14 protein-coding genes are annotated in these 19372 nt (G+C 39.0%); all 14 read right to left on the bottom strand.

The features are described from left to right. Positions 1-340: 340 nt before the first annotated feature. Positions 341-1465, bottom strand: a complete 1125-nt coding sequence (locus MKY09_RS03490; protein ID WP_342567590.1) for an acetylornithine transaminase — start codon at positions 1463-1465, stop codon at positions 341-343. Further along, positions 1462-2241, bottom strand: a complete 780-nt coding sequence (argB, locus tag MKY09_RS03485) for an acetylglutamate kinase (RefSeq protein ID WP_342567589.1) — start codon at positions 2239-2241, stop codon at positions 1462-1464. The genes MKY09_RS03490 and argB overlap by 4 nt, the downstream gene beginning before the upstream one ends. After that, entirely contained in the window at positions 2204-3430 is a 1227-nt protein-coding gene (gene argJ / locus MKY09_RS03480; protein ID WP_342567588.1) for a bifunctional glutamate N-acetyltransferase/amino-acid acetyltransferase ArgJ, read from the bottom strand. The genes argB and argJ overlap by 38 nt, the downstream gene beginning before the upstream one ends. Positions 3431-3443: 13 nt before the next feature. Further along, entirely contained in the window at positions 3444-4478 is a 1035-nt protein-coding gene (argC, locus tag MKY09_RS03475; protein WP_342567587.1) for an N-acetyl-gamma-glutamyl-phosphate reductase, read from the bottom strand. Between the two features lie 284 nt (positions 4479-4762). Further along, entirely contained in the window at positions 4763-5443 is a 681-nt protein-coding gene (locus MKY09_RS03470; RefSeq protein WP_342567586.1) for a DUF4956 domain-containing protein, read from the bottom strand. Between the two features lie 107 nt (positions 5444-5550). Continuing rightward, positions 5551-6258 (bottom strand): polyphosphate polymerase domain-containing protein, encoded by a 708-nt coding sequence (locus MKY09_RS03465; RefSeq protein ID WP_342567585.1) that lies wholly within the window; start codon positions 6256-6258, stop codon positions 5551-5553. Further along, positions 6258-9350, bottom strand: a complete 3093-nt coding sequence (gene pelG / locus MKY09_RS03460) for an exopolysaccharide Pel transporter PelG (RefSeq protein WP_342567584.1) — start codon at positions 9348-9350, stop codon at positions 6258-6260. Before pelG ends, MKY09_RS03465 begins: the two co-directional genes overlap by 1 nt. Then, positions 9338-10765 carry a GT4 family glycosyltransferase PelF gene (gene pelF, locus MKY09_RS03455; RefSeq protein WP_342567583.1) on the bottom strand — a complete coding sequence of 476 codons (1428 nt, stop codon included), beginning with the start codon at positions 10763-10765 and terminating at the stop codon, positions 9338-9340. The genes pelG and pelF overlap by 13 nt, the downstream gene beginning before the upstream one ends. A gap of 2 nt (positions 10766-10767) precedes the next feature. After that, on the bottom strand, positions 10768-12603 hold the full coding sequence (locus tag MKY09_RS03450; RefSeq protein ID WP_342567582.1) for a DUF2194 domain-containing protein: 1836 nt from the start codon (positions 12601-12603) through the stop codon (positions 10768-10770). Further along, positions 12578-13495 carry a hypothetical protein gene (locus tag MKY09_RS03445; RefSeq protein WP_342567581.1) on the bottom strand — a complete coding sequence of 306 codons (918 nt, stop codon included), beginning with the start codon at positions 13493-13495 and terminating at the stop codon, positions 12578-12580. The genes MKY09_RS03450 and MKY09_RS03445 overlap by 26 nt, the downstream gene beginning before the upstream one ends. Continuing rightward, the gene (locus tag MKY09_RS03440) at positions 13496-15658 is read right to left on the bottom strand and encodes an NAD-dependent epimerase/dehydratase family protein (RefSeq protein ID WP_342567580.1); all 2163 of its coding nucleotides are present in this window, start codon (positions 15656-15658) and stop codon (positions 13496-13498) included. It lies immediately after the preceding gene. Between the two features lie 39 nt (positions 15659-15697). Beyond that, on the bottom strand, positions 15698-17005 hold the full coding sequence (locus tag MKY09_RS03435) for a right-handed parallel beta-helix repeat-containing protein (RefSeq protein ID WP_342567579.1): 1308 nt from the start codon (positions 17003-17005) through the stop codon (positions 15698-15700). A gap of 419 nt (positions 17006-17424) precedes the next feature. Continuing rightward, a complete protein-coding gene (locus tag MKY09_RS03430; RefSeq protein ID WP_342567578.1) occupies positions 17425-18543 on the bottom strand; it encodes a hypothetical protein in 1119 nt (372 codons plus the stop codon). Beyond that, complete coding sequence (sigI, locus tag MKY09_RS03425; protein ID WP_342567577.1) at positions 18540-19289, bottom strand: RNA polymerase sigma-I factor; 750 nt, start codon at positions 19287-19289, stop codon at positions 18540-18542. The genes MKY09_RS03430 and sigI overlap by 4 nt, the downstream gene beginning before the upstream one ends. Positions 19290-19372 lie beyond the last annotated feature (83 nt).

Below are 19372 nucleotides of genomic sequence, written 5' to 3'. Positions count from 1 at the left end.
ATAGATATTAATTAATTACTTATAATGGAAAGTAGGTCTCTTAATCTGCTGTAATATAGCTCTTTTTCTTGTAAAACACCTGTAAAATACTTGAAATAGTAGGATGTTAGACTTAGTATGAAAGATTTATCAATTTGGTAAGATTCCAAACGATATTGCTATATTTATATAGTAACCGCCTTTATATTTAGTAATTATTACAAGAGCCAGGCACCTGTAATGCTATTGAAATCTAGCTTTTCTTCTATATAAAGAAGGCAAAACAAAAAGAACCCTCTCCAGTAGAGAGTAGTCCATGTTTGTGAATAGCGATTCGCTGAGCGCTTTAATTCAAGGTTATTTAGTTTAAGATTGTACGTAATATTTCTACTGCTTGATCGATTTCGTCACGAGTTACTGTTAATGGTGGCAGGAGACGAATGACGTTTGGTCCTGCTCCTACTAATAGCAGTCCAGCTTTTTCGGCTTTGATTATGTATGGTGCCGTTTCGTCTTCGCAGACGAGTCCTAGTAATAAGCCGGCACCAACTACTTTATAGGATGGCAATACCTCCGTCAGTCTATGCACTAGATACTCAGATTTTTTTTTGACCTCGATTAAAAATTCCGATTCAAATACGTTTTGTAGTACTGCTTGAGCGACGGTGACAGCCAGTGGGTTCCCTCCGAACGTCGTACCATGTGTTCCTGGACTGAATGTTTCTCCTAGTTCACTTGTTCCTAGCATGGCGCCGATTGGAAAACCACCACCAAGTCCTTTTGCTAGTGTCATGATATCTGGCTTTAAAACGGTTTGCTCGTAGGCGTAGCGTGTACCTGTTCGGCTGATGCCTGTTTGGACCTCATCTACAATCAGTAGGATTCCCTTTGATTCACATATATTAGAGATTGCTTCGGCGAATTCAGGGGTAACTGCGTTGACTCCCCCTTCTCCTTGGATAACCTCCAGCATGATTGCACCGACCTCTTCATCGATAGAAGCCTCTAGCTGCTCCACATTATTGAATGGCACAGTTTTAAATGTCTCTAGTACTGGACCGAAGCCTTGGCGTACTTTTTCCTGACCAGTTGCGGACATTGCTCCAAACGTTCTGCCGTGGAAAGAGTTCTCGAAGGTAATGATCGTGTGCTTGCCTGTATGCTTACGAGCTAGCTTGATGGCAGCTTCGTTTGCCTCGGCTCCACTATTGCAGAAAAAAGCATGTGCAAAGTGAGTTTCTTCTATTAAAGTGCTAGCAAGCTGCTCCTGCTTTTTACTTTCAAATAAATTCGATGTGTGCCAAAGCTTTTCGCTTTGCTCTTGGATTGCTTTTACAATGGCAGGGTGCGCATGCCCTAGGCTGAGCACCGCTATGCCACTAGTGAAATCCAAGTATTTTTTGCCCTGATCATCGGTGACGATTGTGCCCTTTCCTTCTATTAAATGTACGGGGCGTCGGGCGTAGTTTGGAAAAAGAGAACTCATGCATAAACCTCCTGATGAACTATCGTTGTGCCGTTTAGCTTTTCATCTACAATTTTGACGGACGGAATACCTTCTTTTAGGCAGTCCATAGCTGCAGTCACCTTAGGAATCATTCCGCCATATATGTCTTCGGATGCTATCCATTCCTTGATAGAGGACGTTTGCACGACCTCTTGGACTTCTCCGTTGATCTTAATACCTTGTGTGTCTGTTACGAGTAGTAGGCAATCTGCTTTGATTGCTAAAGCGATTTTACTTGCTACTGTGTCTGCATTTATATTGAGTGGTGTTGCATCTTGTAGGCAGCCAATACAGGAAATGACAGGTGTGATGCCATTTACTAATAGTGTTTCAAGGATCGGCGTGTTCACCTTTTTAATATCTCCGACGAAGCCGTAAGTCTCCTTGTCTAAGAAGTCACATTCGAGTAGATTGCCATCATAGCCGCTTAAGCCTACAGCTGCAATCCCGTTTTGATTGAGCTGGAGTACTAGAGCTGGATTGACCTTGCCAACGAGTGTGCATTGGACAATGTCTACCGCTTCCTCGGAAGTTACTCGGAAGCCATTAATAGTAGTGGAAGCTACTGTATTGTCTGCTAGTGCTTTGTTGATTGCCGGACCACCACCGTGGACGATGATGATTTCATTGCCCTCAGCTTTCAGCTTTTTGAAGTTCGTGAAAAATTGCTCATTTAACCCTTCGAGCATACTGCCACCAAGCTTGATAACGATGCGGTCAGGAACGATAGGTTGCATTGATTTGAACGTAGTCATAAGTCAAATCACACCCCCATGCAGTTCCTTGGCCTTTCCCTTGGTTCAGTTCAATCAAAAATTTCACTTCTGCCTGCTTCAAATAAAGCATCGTCACTTCTTCAGAGAATGGGACAGGTTCCCCATTTTCTACAACCGGCGTTGGACCGATTGAAATCTTAATAGCGTTCGGATCTATCGTTGCACCACTGTAACCAACAGCACAAATCAATCTTCCCCAGTTAGCATCACTGCCGAAAACCGCAGTTTTAACTAGCGGTGAGCCCACGACTGTCTTAGCAATTTTACGCGCCTCCTCATCGTTAACCGCACCCTTAACTTCAACTTCAATCAGTTTGGTAGCTCCTTCTCCGTCTTTCGCAATCATTTTAGCTAAATCCAATGCAACTGTATGAAGCGTTTGGACGAAGTTATCCCAGTCTGGATGAAGTGGAGTCAATGGATCGTTTTCCGCTAAGCCGTTTGCCATCACGACTACCATGTCGTTCGTGGATGTGTCCCCGTCTACGGTTATGGAATTGAAAGTAACATCTGTGATGGATTTTAGTGCATCCTGCAGATGGTTTGATTCGATATTGGCGTCCGTTGTGATGAAGGCAAACATCGTCGCCATGTTAGGCTCGATCATGCCGGACCCCTTAGCGGTTCCTGCAATGATTACTTCCTTTCCGTCGATAAGGGTTTTATAGGAAGTATCCTTCGTAACTGTATCTGTCGTCATGATTGCCTGAGAGAAATTGATGGCTCCTTCTAGCTCATCGATTGGCTCGAGGTGTTTGATTCCCGCTAGAACCGGCTCCATTTTCATCATTTCACCAATAACGCCAGTGGAGGCAACTCCGACTAGATTGGGGTTAATCCCAAGCTTTTCCGCTGTTTTTTCCTGCATCGTGTAGGCATCGATTAAGCCTTGCTTTCCTGTGCAGGAGTTTGCGATTCCTGAATTCACTATAAGTGCTTGCATTTTCTGTGTGGTGTATACAACTTCCTTCGTGACGATAAGTGGAGCACCCTGGACTGCATTCGTCGTGAAAACCCCAGCAACGCTAGCGGGCACCTCACTTGTGAGTAGGGCTAAGTCTTTTTTCTTGTGCTTAACGCCGCAGTGGATGCCGGTCGCCTTGAAACCTTTTGGTGAAGCGATGTTTTTGTAGGTGATGCGCTTCATCGTCATTGTTTCTGTCAACATGGGGTTTCCTCCTTTAAATGAATAATGGAACGAGCGATAATCCGGTCGTTTGGTTGAGATTGAATTGAACGTTCATGTTTTGAATAGCCTGCCCGGCTGCGCCCTTGACTAGGTTGTCGATGACCGAGACGATTGTTGCTCGGTTCGTGCGCGGATCTACTTTTACGTGAATATCGCAATAGTTAGAGCCATACACTTGGTTTGTGCCGAATTTGCTGGCTTCTTTTATAATTCGTACGAATGGATGGTTTACGTATGTTTCTTGTAAAGTGTTTACTAGGTCTGCTTCTGTGACGCCATCGTTTACCGGTGCGTAGCTTGTTGCCAGGATCCCTCTTGTCATTGGAACAAGATGCGTCGTGAACGTGATTGGCGCTGACTGATTAGCAAACATTTGAATGGCCTGCTCGATTTCTGGAATATGCTGATGCTTGTGCAACTTATATATTGCCGTGTTTTCATTTGTTTCACTGTAATGTGTCATTTGGCTCGGCTTGTTGCCTGCTCCAGAGATACCACTTTTAGCATCAATAACGAGATGACTTGCGTCGATTAGGTTCTCTTTAATAAGAGGTAGCAAGGAAAGCAGGACGGCTGTAGGATAGCATCCGGGGTTTGCGATCAACTGGGCTTCTGCGATAGCGGCTGTGTTCCATTCCGTTAACCCGTATACGCTTTGTTCAACCGCATCCGCCGGAGCCGGTGATTTTTTATACCATTGCTCGTATGCAGCTAGATCCTTTAGACGAAAATCACCTGATAGATCAATCAGCTTCGGCTTTTTGCCGATAAGTGCTGGTAGTAGATTGGATGAGACCCCTGAGGGAGTGCTCGTAAACAATACATCGTACTCTGCTAATCTATCAGACTCAATTTCTAAAAGTGGTTGGTCATGAATATTCATTAAATGTGAATATTTATCCGAAAAATGTATACCCTGTTCGGATGAAGAGAACAGATCAACGACTTCCACTTCAGGATGATTATGTAAGAAACGAACTAACTCAAGCCCACCGTACCCTGTTGCTCCAATAATACCTACCTTCATGCACTCACCTCTTACCATTTGTTAGCAATATTATAACTATGTATAAATATAAAGTCAATTGTATTTTTATTTGTTTTTAGTAGTTTTTATGGGTGAATTATTATATACATATTGTTACAGGTGCCTGGCACCAGTAACACCTTCGTTATTGACAAAAGCCAATCTAGTTGGAGTGTTTCCACTTAGATTGGCTAGTTTGTACAGATAATAGGTTGTGGAGTTTTGTTACAGGTGCCAGGCACCTGTAACAAAACAAAACTCATAAAAAAACAAGTCTGTACTAATTATTGTGCATAGTCTCCGGTGTAGTTGACTAAGGAGCATTCGATGACGCCTTCTATGTCCCCTATGGTTTTCATGAAGGCTGTGTTGTCGTCATTTAGATTGATTTCTACTGTTTGTTCGGTGAAGTTGTTGCGGACGGATTTGGATTTGAGTTTAGCTCCTAAGCTTTTTAGCTCTGCACGGATCTGATAGGTTGCGTCGTCTGTGTACCTTATGACTAGTAAATATGCTTGGTGCCTTACTTTCTTTTTGGAAAGCCATGCGATGGTGATACCAAATGCTAGGGAACCTATAATCGCTAATGGGTACATTTTTGCTCCTGTTGCAATTCCTGCAGCTATCGCCCAAAACATATAGACAATATCTAAAGGATCTTTTACGGCTGTTCTGAAACGGACTATGCTTAGTGCCCCTACCATTCCGAGCGATAGAATAATGTTAGTACTAATTGTCATGATAATTAGAGAGGTAATCATCGTCATTAAAACAAAAGAGACATTGTAGTTATAGCTATATACGACGCCTCGAAAAAATTTCTTATATATCCAGTAGATGAACATACCAATAACAAAGGAACAGGCTAGGCCTAAAAAAATATCAATATAGGAAACACTACGAAATGATTCGAGATGAAGAACGCTCTTTTTTATAACGTCTTGAAAATTTACGGTATCATTCATCATTCTACTCCTCGGCTACTTATTTTAAGTGATATAAAATTCTACATTCGTCTGAGCGGAAAAAAGCCTGCTCGAGCTATGCTAGTGGAAATTATTCTTAATTTTTACTACTTAAAATGCAAAAAGTTTACTTCTCTACAAATGACATATTTGGAAATAGCGGATCGGACGAATCTTTCTGGCTGTACTAGCTGGCGGATGTTGTCCGAGAGAAAATGATCGAATTTCACTTCTAAAATGGTTTGCTCCGGGTGTAGAGGCTCCTCTAAAATGATATTAGGGTCAAATAGATCGACCGTGTTAACGCCTGCTGCAAGTCTTTTGTCGAATGTTATCCGCACATTTCCTGGCTCGTACACATATGCCTCACGAATATAATCTACGATGACGTTTGCTCTAAATCCTCGGTATTTCAATGCCATGTAAAAATCCTTTAACAGTGCATTGTCCTTATTCGCAAGTACGTCTACTTCGCCAGCTAGAATTGCCTCATATTCTCGTAGTGAAAGAGGTGCAGATTCTTTACATATGAAATCACCATACTTGCTCTTTCTTTCCAGGCTGATTTTTTCATTGCTTTCGTTGTAAATTCGTATACGGTACTTCTCTCTATTAAAAACTCCATTGTTTTTATCGTAGAGGGAGTGATTATGGATCCCATCAAAATATAAGCTCCGTATTCCATAACCATTAGGACTGATTGAATTTTTATCAAGTGAAAGAATCGATGATACCTTCTGTCGAAGGGCCAGATAGTCGAATACGTTTAAATAGTACTTCATCTCATGTCGAAATCTTTTGTTTGCAATTGCCATTAGTCCACCTCGAATTCTCTAAACCCAAAATACTCATTTCCTTCTGGATCTATATACATTTCAAAAGAGCTCTGAACGTTCCCTTTTGAATCTGAAGCTGTTACCTCCCAAAAGTAAAGTCCATCTTCTGGTTTTTTCATTGTATAAAAGTTTTCACGAATTTTATCTTTTACTTCTACAATTTCTGTAAAATTGGGGTCTTTTGCTACAGTAACTTTATAGAAGATGTCATCCATTTGGAGGTCATATGATATTTGCCAGGAGAACAACAGCTCTGAGTTTGTCGTTTCTACTTCATTCATAAAAAAGGGCTTCGGCTTTTCAAGGTCTTCTATATATCTTTGCATGGATTTTGAAGGTGTTTCCTTTATCTTCTGTAATTCATCCTCAAAACGAGTATTGGGTACAGGTAGAAACTGAATATCAGGATTACGGTATAAAAAAGGCTTTATTAAATCAGCATACTCATTTATTTGCTTTTCCACTGTTTCTTCGTTAATGATTTCCGAAAGCTCCTCCAGCTTGTCAGTAAGCTGCTGAACGTTCTTTTCTGTCCGAAAATATCTATTATGCAAGAGACTTCCCCAGTAATTACTAATACCTGCCTGGTAAGGTCTTATATAATTTTTTTCTCTTTGGTATTCCCACGCTCCGTCATAATCCCAAGGGAGTATGTACCATTTCTCCGAGTTCAAAGGGGAATATAAATAGAAATTGTTAGCATCTGTATCCATATTGTCCATTAGTATATTCACTGCGGTCCAGGTTAAGAAATTGTCCAAGTCAAAATGCTTCTCCACTGTTTCCTCTATTGGGATATTCATATTGTTTATGTCATTTAACATATCGATTAATTTGTCATGCTCTTCCCTGCCCTTAATCTCTAATATTGTTTCAAATGCTTTTTTATCATAGGTAGGGTCATTCTGTGATTTAATTTGCTGAGCATATCGACCGAATTCGAAGAAATTAACCTTATAAAGTTGACCATTAGGGTCAAGCCAATGGTTTTTTAAAAACATCTCATTTGGCTGCTCTACGTGTGTATATAAACCATGGTCCTCATACTTTGCTTGTTCTCCAGCTGTTAGGTCCTTTACATAAAGATGAACAAATTGCGTTCGGAGGCTCGTTAAATTCGTTATATTTTCCATTACATCGAAGCTTAATTTATTTCTCAGCCGACTCGGATCCAATATGTGTTTGTTCAAATTGATAATACGCTGGTTTTGCCACAAACCAGCGTTATCATAAAGCTTAATCTTATAAGACTTTTGCGCAGCATATCTTGCGGTGTTCCCTCTTAGGCTTATGTTGGCGTTTGCCTCAACTGCTCCGTGACCGAACATGCCTTCCTTTGAGCCTGCCCCGTCTTCTGTTCCCTCAGCAAAAATAACCTCTAATTTTTCTTCACTATATCGGTCCTCTAGTCTATTTAAACTGTACCAATCTAATGCTTCCTCTTTAGGCTTATCTTCAGGTAAGACTGTGATATACAACGACTTAATCGAGCTATCTACATCTCTTTCATATAGCCGCTTATCCTCCACCAACTTTGAATCCTTTGTGTTGTCCTGCACAATAGCTGGAGTTTCCTGAACAACGTTCTCTTCTTGTTCGCTCTTACTCTCTGTACAACCAGCTAAAATAATCGAAGCAATTAGCAGCATCGTTATAATACCTTTCGAGGCTTTAAGCTTCTTTTTCTGTGTGGTTATTGGCTGGGAACAAAACGTGTAATAGTATAGGTTAGAAAGCATATAGAGTAGTCGAGCGATTGCTACGACAAGGGTTACAAACGCAGCGATGAATATACCGAGTCCATCAATACCCATATTCATGGATACATACGTAAGGATTGCATTAGAGAAAAATAATAAAGCGCTGATCCACAACACTCCCTTACGGTCATCAAAATACATGAGCGCGTGGATTACAATAAAGGCAATAATATAGAAAAAATAACCTAGACATAAGAAGATAAACAAATCTAGCTGCTCCATAGAAAATCCTATCCTTGGTAGATAGATTAAACCTAATGCAATGGACAGAGCTGTAAATACAAGCTGTACCTCTACTACAAATCCAATCCTTAAAAACAATACATTTTGCATTTCTTTTTTCGCTATTTGAATACTGTTAAATGTTCCACCGTCTATAATATTTTTATAAAAGTTTAAGAATTTCTCATAAAAATCCGTTTCTACGATAACTACAAACATCACCAGGGATGGTACCACTGTTAGATACGCATAAAACACAGGTAAATCATAAAAGGGCATTAACCGAAATCGATCGGCAACCAATAGATGATTTCCTGAAAAAAACCAATAGATCATATTATGAACGTATACGCTCGCATATAAAAAGATTCCACTCAAAAAGACGGAAGGAAACTTTTGGAAGTAACGGAGAAAGGAAAAGTAACTGTTCTCTTCGTCTCTTGGAAACACCTGCTCAAAATGGTACATAGTCATTCCTACAAAAATCGCAAAGCCGATGTCCATTCCTATCAATGCAATAGTGGTGAGGTTAATCTCCGTTAAGGTAAACAGCAAATAACTGATCGCCATGGAAGTAAGGATGGCAATTGTAAAGCTTCTCACAATACGCTTGTAATCCTTCAAAGCAGAGAGATAAATCCCCTGCACCCATATAATGACTAGCTCGATAAAAAATAAGTAGGCAGCTATTTTAAAGGCCAAGCCTGCTGAAACCCCATAAAGAAACACTCCTGCAATCATCCCTGCAAACGGTAAGATAATAATAAGTGCTCCGTAAAAGGAAGAAATGATTTTCTTCAGCTTCCGTTCATAAATACTATCCGCTATGAATCTAGTTAATACCATCGCTAATCCAGATGTCACTAGAATAGAAAAAATAAAGCAGTAGGTCATCGTTGAGATGAACAATTCATTGTCAAATGGTTTACCACCATTCTTCGTGATCATGTTTTGCTGTATAAATACTAAAACAATACAAAGAATCATTGGTCCAATCGTCGTAAAGGAGGAATATCCATAGGCTTTTAAATTTTGGACAATGCCTTCCTCTTTGAACAGCTTTCTAAGCTCAAAGCCTATGCCTGCCATGCCACTCCTCCTACTGACAAATAAAGTTCCCTATAACCTGTGATGAAACTACTTCGCTTGTAGTTATTTTTCACACGATTAAAACCATTGCTTCCCATTGTTTCTCTCAGTTTTTTATCGTTACAAAGCTGAAGAATATAGCTGGCTATTTCCTCATAATTCATGACGGATGCTATAAAACCAGCCTGACCATAGTTATCTCCCTTACTGCCTAATATTAGCTCCTTACATCCCCCTACATTCGTTGCGACGAATGGCTTCTTACTTGCCAAGCCCTCCAATATAGCCAATGGCTGCCCCTCACTAATACTGGTTAACAGAAGAATATCCATTTTCCCTACATACTCTTTTACGTCTACCATTCCTGTAAAGATAATTCGTTTAATCCCTAAAGTGTTTACCATCTGGAGGCATTCCCTATAATACATGTCATCCTCGTCGGTTGGTCCCATGATAAATAATTCTACATTGGATATTTCTTTTTCTATTAATCCAAAGCTTTGAATCATTGTCTTGATATCTTTAATAGGTACTAAACGAACTATTGCGCCAATACGCAGGACATCTTCATCTTCTGCTCCTTGTAAGTCACTATAGCTAGATATTTCCACTCCATTCGGTATGATGACTATTTTCTCTTCTGGACACCCCAGCTCTACTTCAATTTCCTTATTTCGATCGAACAAAGTAATTACCTGGTCGGCTGCCTCGTAAATGGAATTAGATAATGTATAGAAATAATTAATCCATAAGTCTTTAAAGTACCCCTTTACCCAGTCCGCTTTTATAATTTCTTCTTCTCGCTCTCTCGAATAAATACCATGCTCCGTGAGCAGAAGCGGCTTTTGATGCACATGCTTCGCTAAAGTTCCAACCACTCCAGCGTAGCCGGTTGATACTGCGTGATAGACGTCCGCCTCTGGCATATCATGACGAATCGTTAAGAACAAAGGTAGAATCATAGACCTCACTGTCCAAAATAACTCCGTAAAGGGTACCCTGCTATATGTCTCCCCTGCTAAGAATTCGATTAGGTCGAAGTAATCCTTGCTTGAAAGGAACTCACCAACATTCTCAAATTTTTTGCTCCTTAGAAGGTCAAATAGTTCACTCCAGTTTATGTCCTTACTGCCAGTTATAAGTGCCACAAGATTATTCTTTTCCTTATCCGTAAGCTTATATCTTCTTCCCCAATTCTTTTCTTCGTATAAATACTCGTCTAGGAAGATTTCTTTCACCTCAATTAAATTAGCTGGAAGTGTGTACCTATATTTTCCCTTTTGCTTTGTTTCTGCTCCAATAGCATAAATGATAAATTCATGCTCCGGCATTTCTGTGACTAGACTATGAATCCAGCTTGATACCCCTCCGTTTACATAAGGATATGACCCTTCGGCTATCAGACATATTTTCACGCTCAAGCTTCCTCCAGTTCTATTTTGAAATTAGCAGCTTTGGCAGTAACTAAATAGGTGTTTTCATCGATAGTTAAAACAGTACAGTTGGTTAAGCCCTTTATGTTACTTGTCGTCCTAAATACATAAAAGGATTCTGAACGATAATTGGTCACGTGACCCTCTATCGCATATTCACTATGACTCCAAGTAACATGGGAGTAGATACTCTTCGCCATATCCAAAGCAGCCTCAGTTGCAGGCAAAGCCCGAACCCATGGATACGTATGCTGAACCCGACTCATATACTCATTAAAAAGCTCATAATTTTGTTCCCATCCCATGTTGTTGCTTCGGTCTTCACTAATAACGTCATCTGGATGAACAAAGTGAGAAAATACACCGACTCCAGTCATTGTATTCGCCTCTGCCCAACGATCATAAACCTTCTCATAATAGCCAGAGGTTGCTCGTGGCATCTCGATAATCCCATCATCCGCTACTTCGAATTCCTGGACATAGGCCACTCCCTCTCCATCCTGAGGGTATAAGGAAGAGATAACCGTTAAATCCTTCCATGCTAGCTTCAAGGCTTCTCTCCCCTCCACTGACAGCGTGTTGGATGGAGGAACATAGGAGGTAACTGTGTACTGAGGAAAAGCATTTTTAGTATAGGTAACAAGCTCTTGAATGGATTTGAACATGTCAGATTTCTTTTTCCATTCCTTATAGCCGTAAACTTTAGAAACCTCTTTATCCATTACTAACGATTGATGATTATAGCCGTGGAATCCTAATTCCCCTCCGCTATCTATTAACTCACGTCCATAAGATATTAAGTAATGAGTATCCTTGTCGTCTATATTATCGAAGGGAGGCTCTACTCTATCGTTATATGTTTCAATGATGGCTCCGGTATATTTTAAATCGTAGTCTCTAGCAGTTTTCAACATATCTGGCCACCAAATTTCCTGATAAAAAGATGGGATATCCTTCTTATATTCGTCATAAATAACCTGCGTAGTACCTCTAACAATTGGTGCAGGGAAGTCATCGATGAAAAATACTTTTAGATTAAAAATTGGATAGATGAAATTGGGCTCTAGCAAGCTTAATGCACCTACAAAAAAGCCGCGGTTTATCTTCTCCTGGAGTAAGGTTCCATTGAAACTCATAAATGCCCCTTCCCCATAATTCGATTTCCATAACAGTGGAATGTCCTGATAACTTTTCGCTAATAATTCTGCCTCATCAGCTAGCGCTATACTTAAGGATGTATTAGTAATAAATTCATCATCGATTATGAGATCTTTCTCTCCTATCAACACGTTAGAAGTTAGTTTTATTCCCTTCGTGTTTATATAATCGTGAAAAGAAGTGACTCCAACTTTACGGTACAAAATTTGATAATGATCATCAGGCTCTAGGACCGACATGAAAAGAATATATCCACCTTGATGAACATACTGCTCCACATTTTCTATATCTCCTAAATGTCCTATTTTGTCTGTCGCGAGAATCACCACTTTACAATTGCTTAACTCTTCCAATCTTTCCTCCACATTTACTTCTAAAGTCTTCATTTTCATATATTCCAAAGATTGTATCGCATTAGCTTTTAATCTATTACTGTAGGCATCGGCCTTATCATAGAAAACACAATAAGCGTCCCCACTTGTAATAGGCTGTTGTTCACCAAAGCCGTTTTTCATAATCTCTTTCTTTTCCTCTATCAAGCTTTGATTTTGTTGAAATTGTAAGACAAACTTGGAATGGGCGAATTGAAGGAGTAAACCAAATAATAAGACTAGTATTAAAATGATATATATTTTTTTAGAGAAGTTCCCTGTTAGCTTCATGTTCAAATCCTTCCGACCAATACCTTACGATAGTAAGTCCTCTATTTGAAAATTGGATAGTTGAATTTTTTAATCGATTCAATGTTTCTTGTAGCTTAATAGAAGATTTAGTAGTGTAAAATAATTCAATGAAACAAATATAAGGTTCTTCAGAGGCTGGAAACTTCTTCTGATATTGTTTACATGTAGTTTCTGCTGCTAAATATTCCTTCATCTCTACCTCTGCTCTAAACTTTTCCTTATATATGTGTTCCTCTGATACGTTATGAAGTATCAACTGTTCTAACACTTCGATATATAAATACTTATATTTCTTTAGGGTCTGTTCATCTAAAAAGCCACTGTTCATATAGGACTTGATAGCATTGGTGTACGATATAGCATTTGCGACATCTTGTTTATTACTATGATAGGCATCCGAAAGCTCCATAATGGCGATGGATAGCTTTCGCTTCACTTCCATTACTGCGGTAACAGCATAATGTGAAGTTTCAGGATCCTCATTTAGCACGGCTGTTTTTATAACCTCCATATACTCCAGTGGATTTTCCTTTAATACGTTAATCATCGCTTTTCTTCTAGCAGTATAATTACTGATTACTAATGCGTCCTCTATTGGAACAATATTCAATTCTTTTTCTTTATCTATTTTTTCTTGGCTTAATAATATTTCCAAGGCTATATCCTCATTCATCTGATTAATATAGCTATCTAGCTCATCTCCCTTGTTTACTATCGCCCTTTTTGGCCACTGAATGGGCAAAAGCCACCCGATAACAGGTAGAAAACTGACAACTATGATCTTCAGTATCCATTCCTTTACGTTTCTCTGTGTGATGAAAAATAAAATGATAGCCGATAATATAAGGTAAATTACATAGACGTACATCATTTAAAGCTCTCCTTCTACTAGCTTTAATACAATGCCTTTTTCACTTAGCCTGGATACTAGTTGCTCACCTGCTTGCTTAGAAGTATTAGCAAGCAAAACTAGTAGATGATGCTCGTTGCTCTCTCCTATATAATCTGTTTCATCAATTTCTTTGGATATTTCTGTGACATCATGAATGAAGGTTTCCTCATTTATCATTCCTTCTAACAGAAGATATGGTATTTGAAATTTGGTATATGCTTCTCTTTTCGTTTGAAGAATTTTTTGGAAGACAGATTCCTTTAATACTGGACTCTGCGCCAGAAAATGTTCTTGCTCAGACAGGCTTTGAAAGTGTAGCGCCCTAACTAGTGCAGCTTCTATCAATTCTGTAATAATTTTAAATAGGTTTTCATGATAAAGTGAAATATGCTCGAATTCTAAGTCATCAATTGTAATAAGTGCTATTTTTTCTTCACCATTTGACAGGCAGGCAGCCATTAAAGGGGCATTGGGGAGGAGTGTTTTATTCACAAAAATACTTTTCTTGTTTGCTATTTGCTGAACATAATCATCTTCTACCTTCAGAGTTGCAGAAGATTTAAAGGAGCCTGAATCTGCTACTAATTTGTAGGAGGCATTGTCATTCGAAAACTTATATATAGACACTTTTTTTACCTTCATCATTTTTTGCAGCACATCTATACTGTTCAAATAAATACGTTCAGGGTCTAGGGTATCTAACTCTTTCAGGAGATAATGTATTTTTCCAAGTCCGTCTCCTGTATTGAGCACGCGCAATTGCAGCTCTTTTTTTACTTCTCTCATCTCTGCATGCATGTCACTTAAAAAAGAATAGCGATCTTCATGCTCCTCCAGTTTACTTTTTTGTTCTTTTAATAGGTTGTTCTTTCGTTCAATTGAGTAGCCTACAATAAGCCCTATGGATAGAAAGAGTGCCACTTGTAAGAGGAAAGAGGTATCGTACGTAAGGGAGATCAATTCTCTACCTTCAAGTATTTTTTCAAAGATGAGGAGTCCAATAGAAAGGCACACAGCTATAATAGACTGCCTGTTCCCATAAATCACACCTATAATTAATATATAAAATAAGGCAAAGTCTACTATATTCAAGACGCTCACTTGGTTTGCTAGAGTTAACCAAGCAATCACAGAGAATACCAGCACATTTTCTATATAGGGCTGAAATTGTTTGAAGAGGCTAGGAGCTTTTTTGGAAGAAGTAACTGTTTTTTCGGACGTCTGTTTCGTTTTTTTATCCTTGATCCACTCATATGTCTGCTCCAAACCCCGTTTCATACTAAACATTGGGCTCCAGTCTAAATCGTTTACTACCTTTTCATTTGATAGAGAGGAACGCTGAATGTCTCCTTCCTTGGCAGCAGTGTAGGCAACCTCTGTTTCTCCATGAAGCTCCTCCATCAAACCGACCAACTCATTTATGCTTATTTCACTATTCGTGGACAAGTTGTAAATTCCACTTAAATTAGAGTTTGACGTCCGATAAATGGCGTCTGCAACATCGCCTACATAGATGAAATCTCGTGTTTGTTCTCCATCTCCATAAATATCCAAATATTTACCTTCCGTTATTCTCTCTAAGAAAGTAGAGATGACTCCACCTTCTCCTGTATTGCCTTGACGAGGCCCATACACATTAGAGAATCGAAAGACGACACTTTCATAGCTATATAGTTCTCGCCATTTTTCACAATATGATTCTCCTAACCACTTACTCATACCATAAGGAGAGATAGGATTACACCTATTAGTTTCCTGTAAGGGAAGCTGTTCATTAGCCCCATAAACTGCAGCAGACGACGCAAAAATAAATTTCCCTACTTTATACTTGTGAGATAGGGATAATATATTCACTAAACCTACTGCATTAATTTCTGTATCTCGTTTTGGATCTAAAATAGATTTCATTACACTAACCTGGGCTGCCAAATGAATGACCACATCGAAGTGATACGAACGAAAAATTTCTTCACATTTTTTATCTTCCACAGAAACGATATAACTCTTATGCTTGAACTTGATATGTTCTTTATTTCCGGTAGATAAATCATCCAAGATAAATACATCATAGCCTTCTTTAAAATATCGGTCGGCTACATGAGAACCGATAAAGCCATATCCACCTGTTATTAAAACTCTCAAATAAATAACATCCCTCTCCATCAAATTGTAGAAGATCATTTACCACCAACGTAAGTTTTTAAAGAAAGCTGTTACTGGTGCAAAGAAAAAAGGTTTCTCTTCAAATGAATGAATAGTGTTGTTAAGATAAATATTACTCATTGCGTCGTCCCCTAAGTTTTGGAGGTATTCATCTTTTTCCTTGCTGTATATTAGATTATTTAAAATTTGGTTTTCTTTTGTATTCCATTGCAACGTTATTTCTCCATAGCCTTCATCTGACTGGTCATTAAACATGAGAACATTGCTCACTATGTTATTGTTGCTCGAACCTCCATTGTTTTTTTCTGCCCCTCCCGCAATTATTCCGGCTCCATTATTGGAGTAAATAATATTATTTTTCACATCAATCTCACTAGACGTTTTTCCTTCCTTCTCGCTTGCTAGCTCAATTCCGAAATCATTGTAAGCTACTATATTATTTACAATAGTAAGCTGAGTAGAACCATCTGCATAAATTCCACCAGCTGAATATTCTTTGTATGATACATTTCTTTTAGAGCTATTTTTATAGACTTTATTGTTTGCGATGATTCCATCTCTCGCTTGATCTACGCAGTCGTCTGTTTCACAAGCATTGTAAAACCCTGCAACATCAATTCCAATGTTGTTATTATGATGGATTTCATTGTGCGTAATAGCGAACTGTTGTATATTCCCACTAAAGGTAAGTGCCTCACTGCTTCCGAGTTTCAGATGGTGAATCTCATTGTTATTAACCGTAATGCTACTCATAGCGTTGGAGGTATTCCCATAAATGAGAATGCCATGCGCATTTCCTTTTCGAGATTTATTTTCAATATGGTGAATGTTATTATCGGAAAGATGAATATTGCTACTTCCGCCTTTTACCAGTATTCCGACCGGATATCGATTCTGTTTTCTCGTTTTTAGGTTTCTTAACTCAAATCCTTCAATTCGGATATAACTTGCATTATCTATATAAAAGAAGGCTCTCTTAGCTGATGTTACTGTTAATTTTTTGCCTTCCAGAATGGCCACCTCTCCTGGAAATGATTGAAAAGTGATATTCCCAAGATTTTTAGAGCCTGATTTTGTTATATGAATGAATTCGGAGTAGACCCCTCCTCGTACAAACACCGTATCACCGGGTTCAAGCACCTTTGCAGCATGCTGTATTGTCTTCCACGGTTTCTTTTTAGTACCAGGATTAGCATCTTTACCTTTTGGAGAAACATAGTAATTTTTTTCACTCGAGTTTTCTGCCAACGCTACTGAATTAATTTGGACAAAAAATATTATGGATAAAAATGTAATAATTGTTACCTTTATACTATTTGGAATCATGTGATAAACCTCCTAGGCTAATATTCATTGTATGAAAAACGAATTCAATTATGCCAAACTCTTTTAATTATTTCGAAGCATATTAAAAAAGTTTCCTTATTAAGGAAACAGTGTTAATAAAGGAAATGGAATGGTTCGAATTTAACCTCAAAAAAGCAGGAATCCTGATCTAACAGCGTTTCTGCTTTTTTTGTGGCTATTATATTAGGATAGAGAAATGGAAGGGGCTTGGGATTTATTTGGTATTTGGAACCGACCGATTATTCGGGAAAACCGACCGATTCTGTTACTGAACCAACCGATTATCGAAAAAAACCGACCGCTTCTCCATTTATACGAAAAAAAATGCCTCGTCTAATAAGACAAAGCATTTTTAATGTGGCCCATGAGTCTACACATACTTACAGCAAAGTAGAAGCTCATGGCCTATGGTTGTTATTCTTGTCTCTATGGTGGTTGCCTTGATTGTTGCCATTGTGATGATTGTTTTTCGGTTTGTCGTGCCCTTTATTATTGTCTTTTGGACCTACACCTTTGTGATCGTTCCTGGATGGGTGTTGTTTTTCATCCTTGTGTTTACGGTCGTTCGAGTGTTTCGGCTTGTCTTTTGACTGGTTATGGTTTAGTTTGTTTTCGGGATTATGAGTTTTATTTTTTGATGCATTTTCATGTTTGTTTGGTTGTTCCTTTTTCTCTTTCTCCGGCTTCTGGGTGGCAGCTGGAGATGGAGCTGGAACGACTGGTTTTTGCTTTTCTACACTGTTTTTTTGTTTTTCATCTACACTGGATTTTTTTTGTTGCTTTGCACTGGAATTATTTTGTTGTTCTACACTGGTTTTATTTTGTTTATCTACACTGGAATTGTTTTGTTGTTCTACACTGCTTTTGTTTTCTTTAACTGGTTGTTGTTCTTTTTGTTTGTACTTTTGAATCGATGTGTTATTTTCGTTTGCTTTTTTGCGTTCTTCTGCAGAGCTTTCTGTTACATTAATATGTTGCTTTGGTTGTACTGCCTTTACTTCTTTTACCGCTTCGTTTACTTGAGCTTTTACTTCTTGATTGGTTTCATTCTCATAAACGGTTGTGATTACTAATTCATCCTGAGCTGCTCCTACCTGCTTGACTGCGTGGACTAAGACAGCAGCAAGAGCTAGGTCCTCCCAATTATTAATATCGATAGGAGTGTCTTCATCGAGAGAACGGAGTGAAATAACCTGCCCGTCCTCATCTACACCGATTTCGACAGCATGCTCACCTTCTAATTGTACGTAAGCATAAGCACTCGTTTGCTGAGGGATCAAAGATGCGACACAAAATATGAGAACAATTGCCGCGACAAGTATTGGGGCTAGAATTTTAGGCTTTATTTGTGTCAGTAAAAATGGAGCTTTTGCTTCTAGCAATTGAAATTCTGCTTCGGATCCGATCATTGGGTCATCAACCAATGGGGTACCGCGCAGAAATTCGCCCTCACTTGTGAGAAAGACATAGTAATCATCTTTCTTCTCACAGACAACGCCTCGAAAGTTGCGCATCATATGATTTCTCCCTTCACATAATCTTTTATATAAACGAAGTCACTGTTGAGTAGCAGTACGACGGCAATCATATATTTGCGATGCCGTTCCAACGTTTTTCGCGATACATCTACCAGTGCTTCGATATTCTTGAGCGGAAGCTTTTTATGCTGGATAAAGGACTCGTAAAGCTCTTCGGATTCGGAAATAATTTGTGCCACTAGAAAGGCAGTTTTCCGTGTATCCTTGTGCTTTGGTGCTGAAGCCGTCAACTCATCAAATGACAAGTTATAAGTTGCTAGCAGCTCCCCATAACGGACCAGTTCCTCTCTTCTTGCTTCCGCTCGCTGTTCTTCTGTGTATGATTCAATGGATTGCTCGTTCCATATATAATGCTGCTCGTCTATTCTATCCTCGGTAGTCCCCGTTTGGAGTAGAAGCACCTTTTCCTTGCGGGTAGCTTCCTTTCGAATAAAGTCAACAAGTCGCCTTTTTATAATAAGATGTGCAAGTGTTTGTAAGGATGCATTTTCCTCAGGATTGAATGCAAGGACCGCTTCATGAAATCCATTAAGCGCGATGCTATATTCTTCATCCTGTTCATCGATTGGCCGCTTGCAAATGTAAGCTGCCGTTTTCTTTATAAAGGAGGTATTGGCTAAGAGGAGGTCATTGATTGCCTCCTCATCGCCAGCCATTGTCCCAAATTCTAGCTTTCTTTTATTCTGTTTTGATTTGAAGAGGCCATGAATGATGGACAAAAGCATATATACCCTCCGTTCCCATTAGTTCCGTATAAACCTGTATTGTATCTGTCTATCCGGGAAATGAAAAGCGGTATTCTGAAATA

Source organism: Psychrobacillus sp. FSL K6-4046 (genome assembly GCF_038624605.1).
In the GTDB taxonomy this organism is placed as follows: Bacteria; Bacillota; Bacilli; order Bacillales_A; family Planococcaceae; genus Psychrobacillus.
Note: the sequence above shows the minus strand (reverse complement) of the source record. Positions and strands in the feature narration are given on the sequence as shown.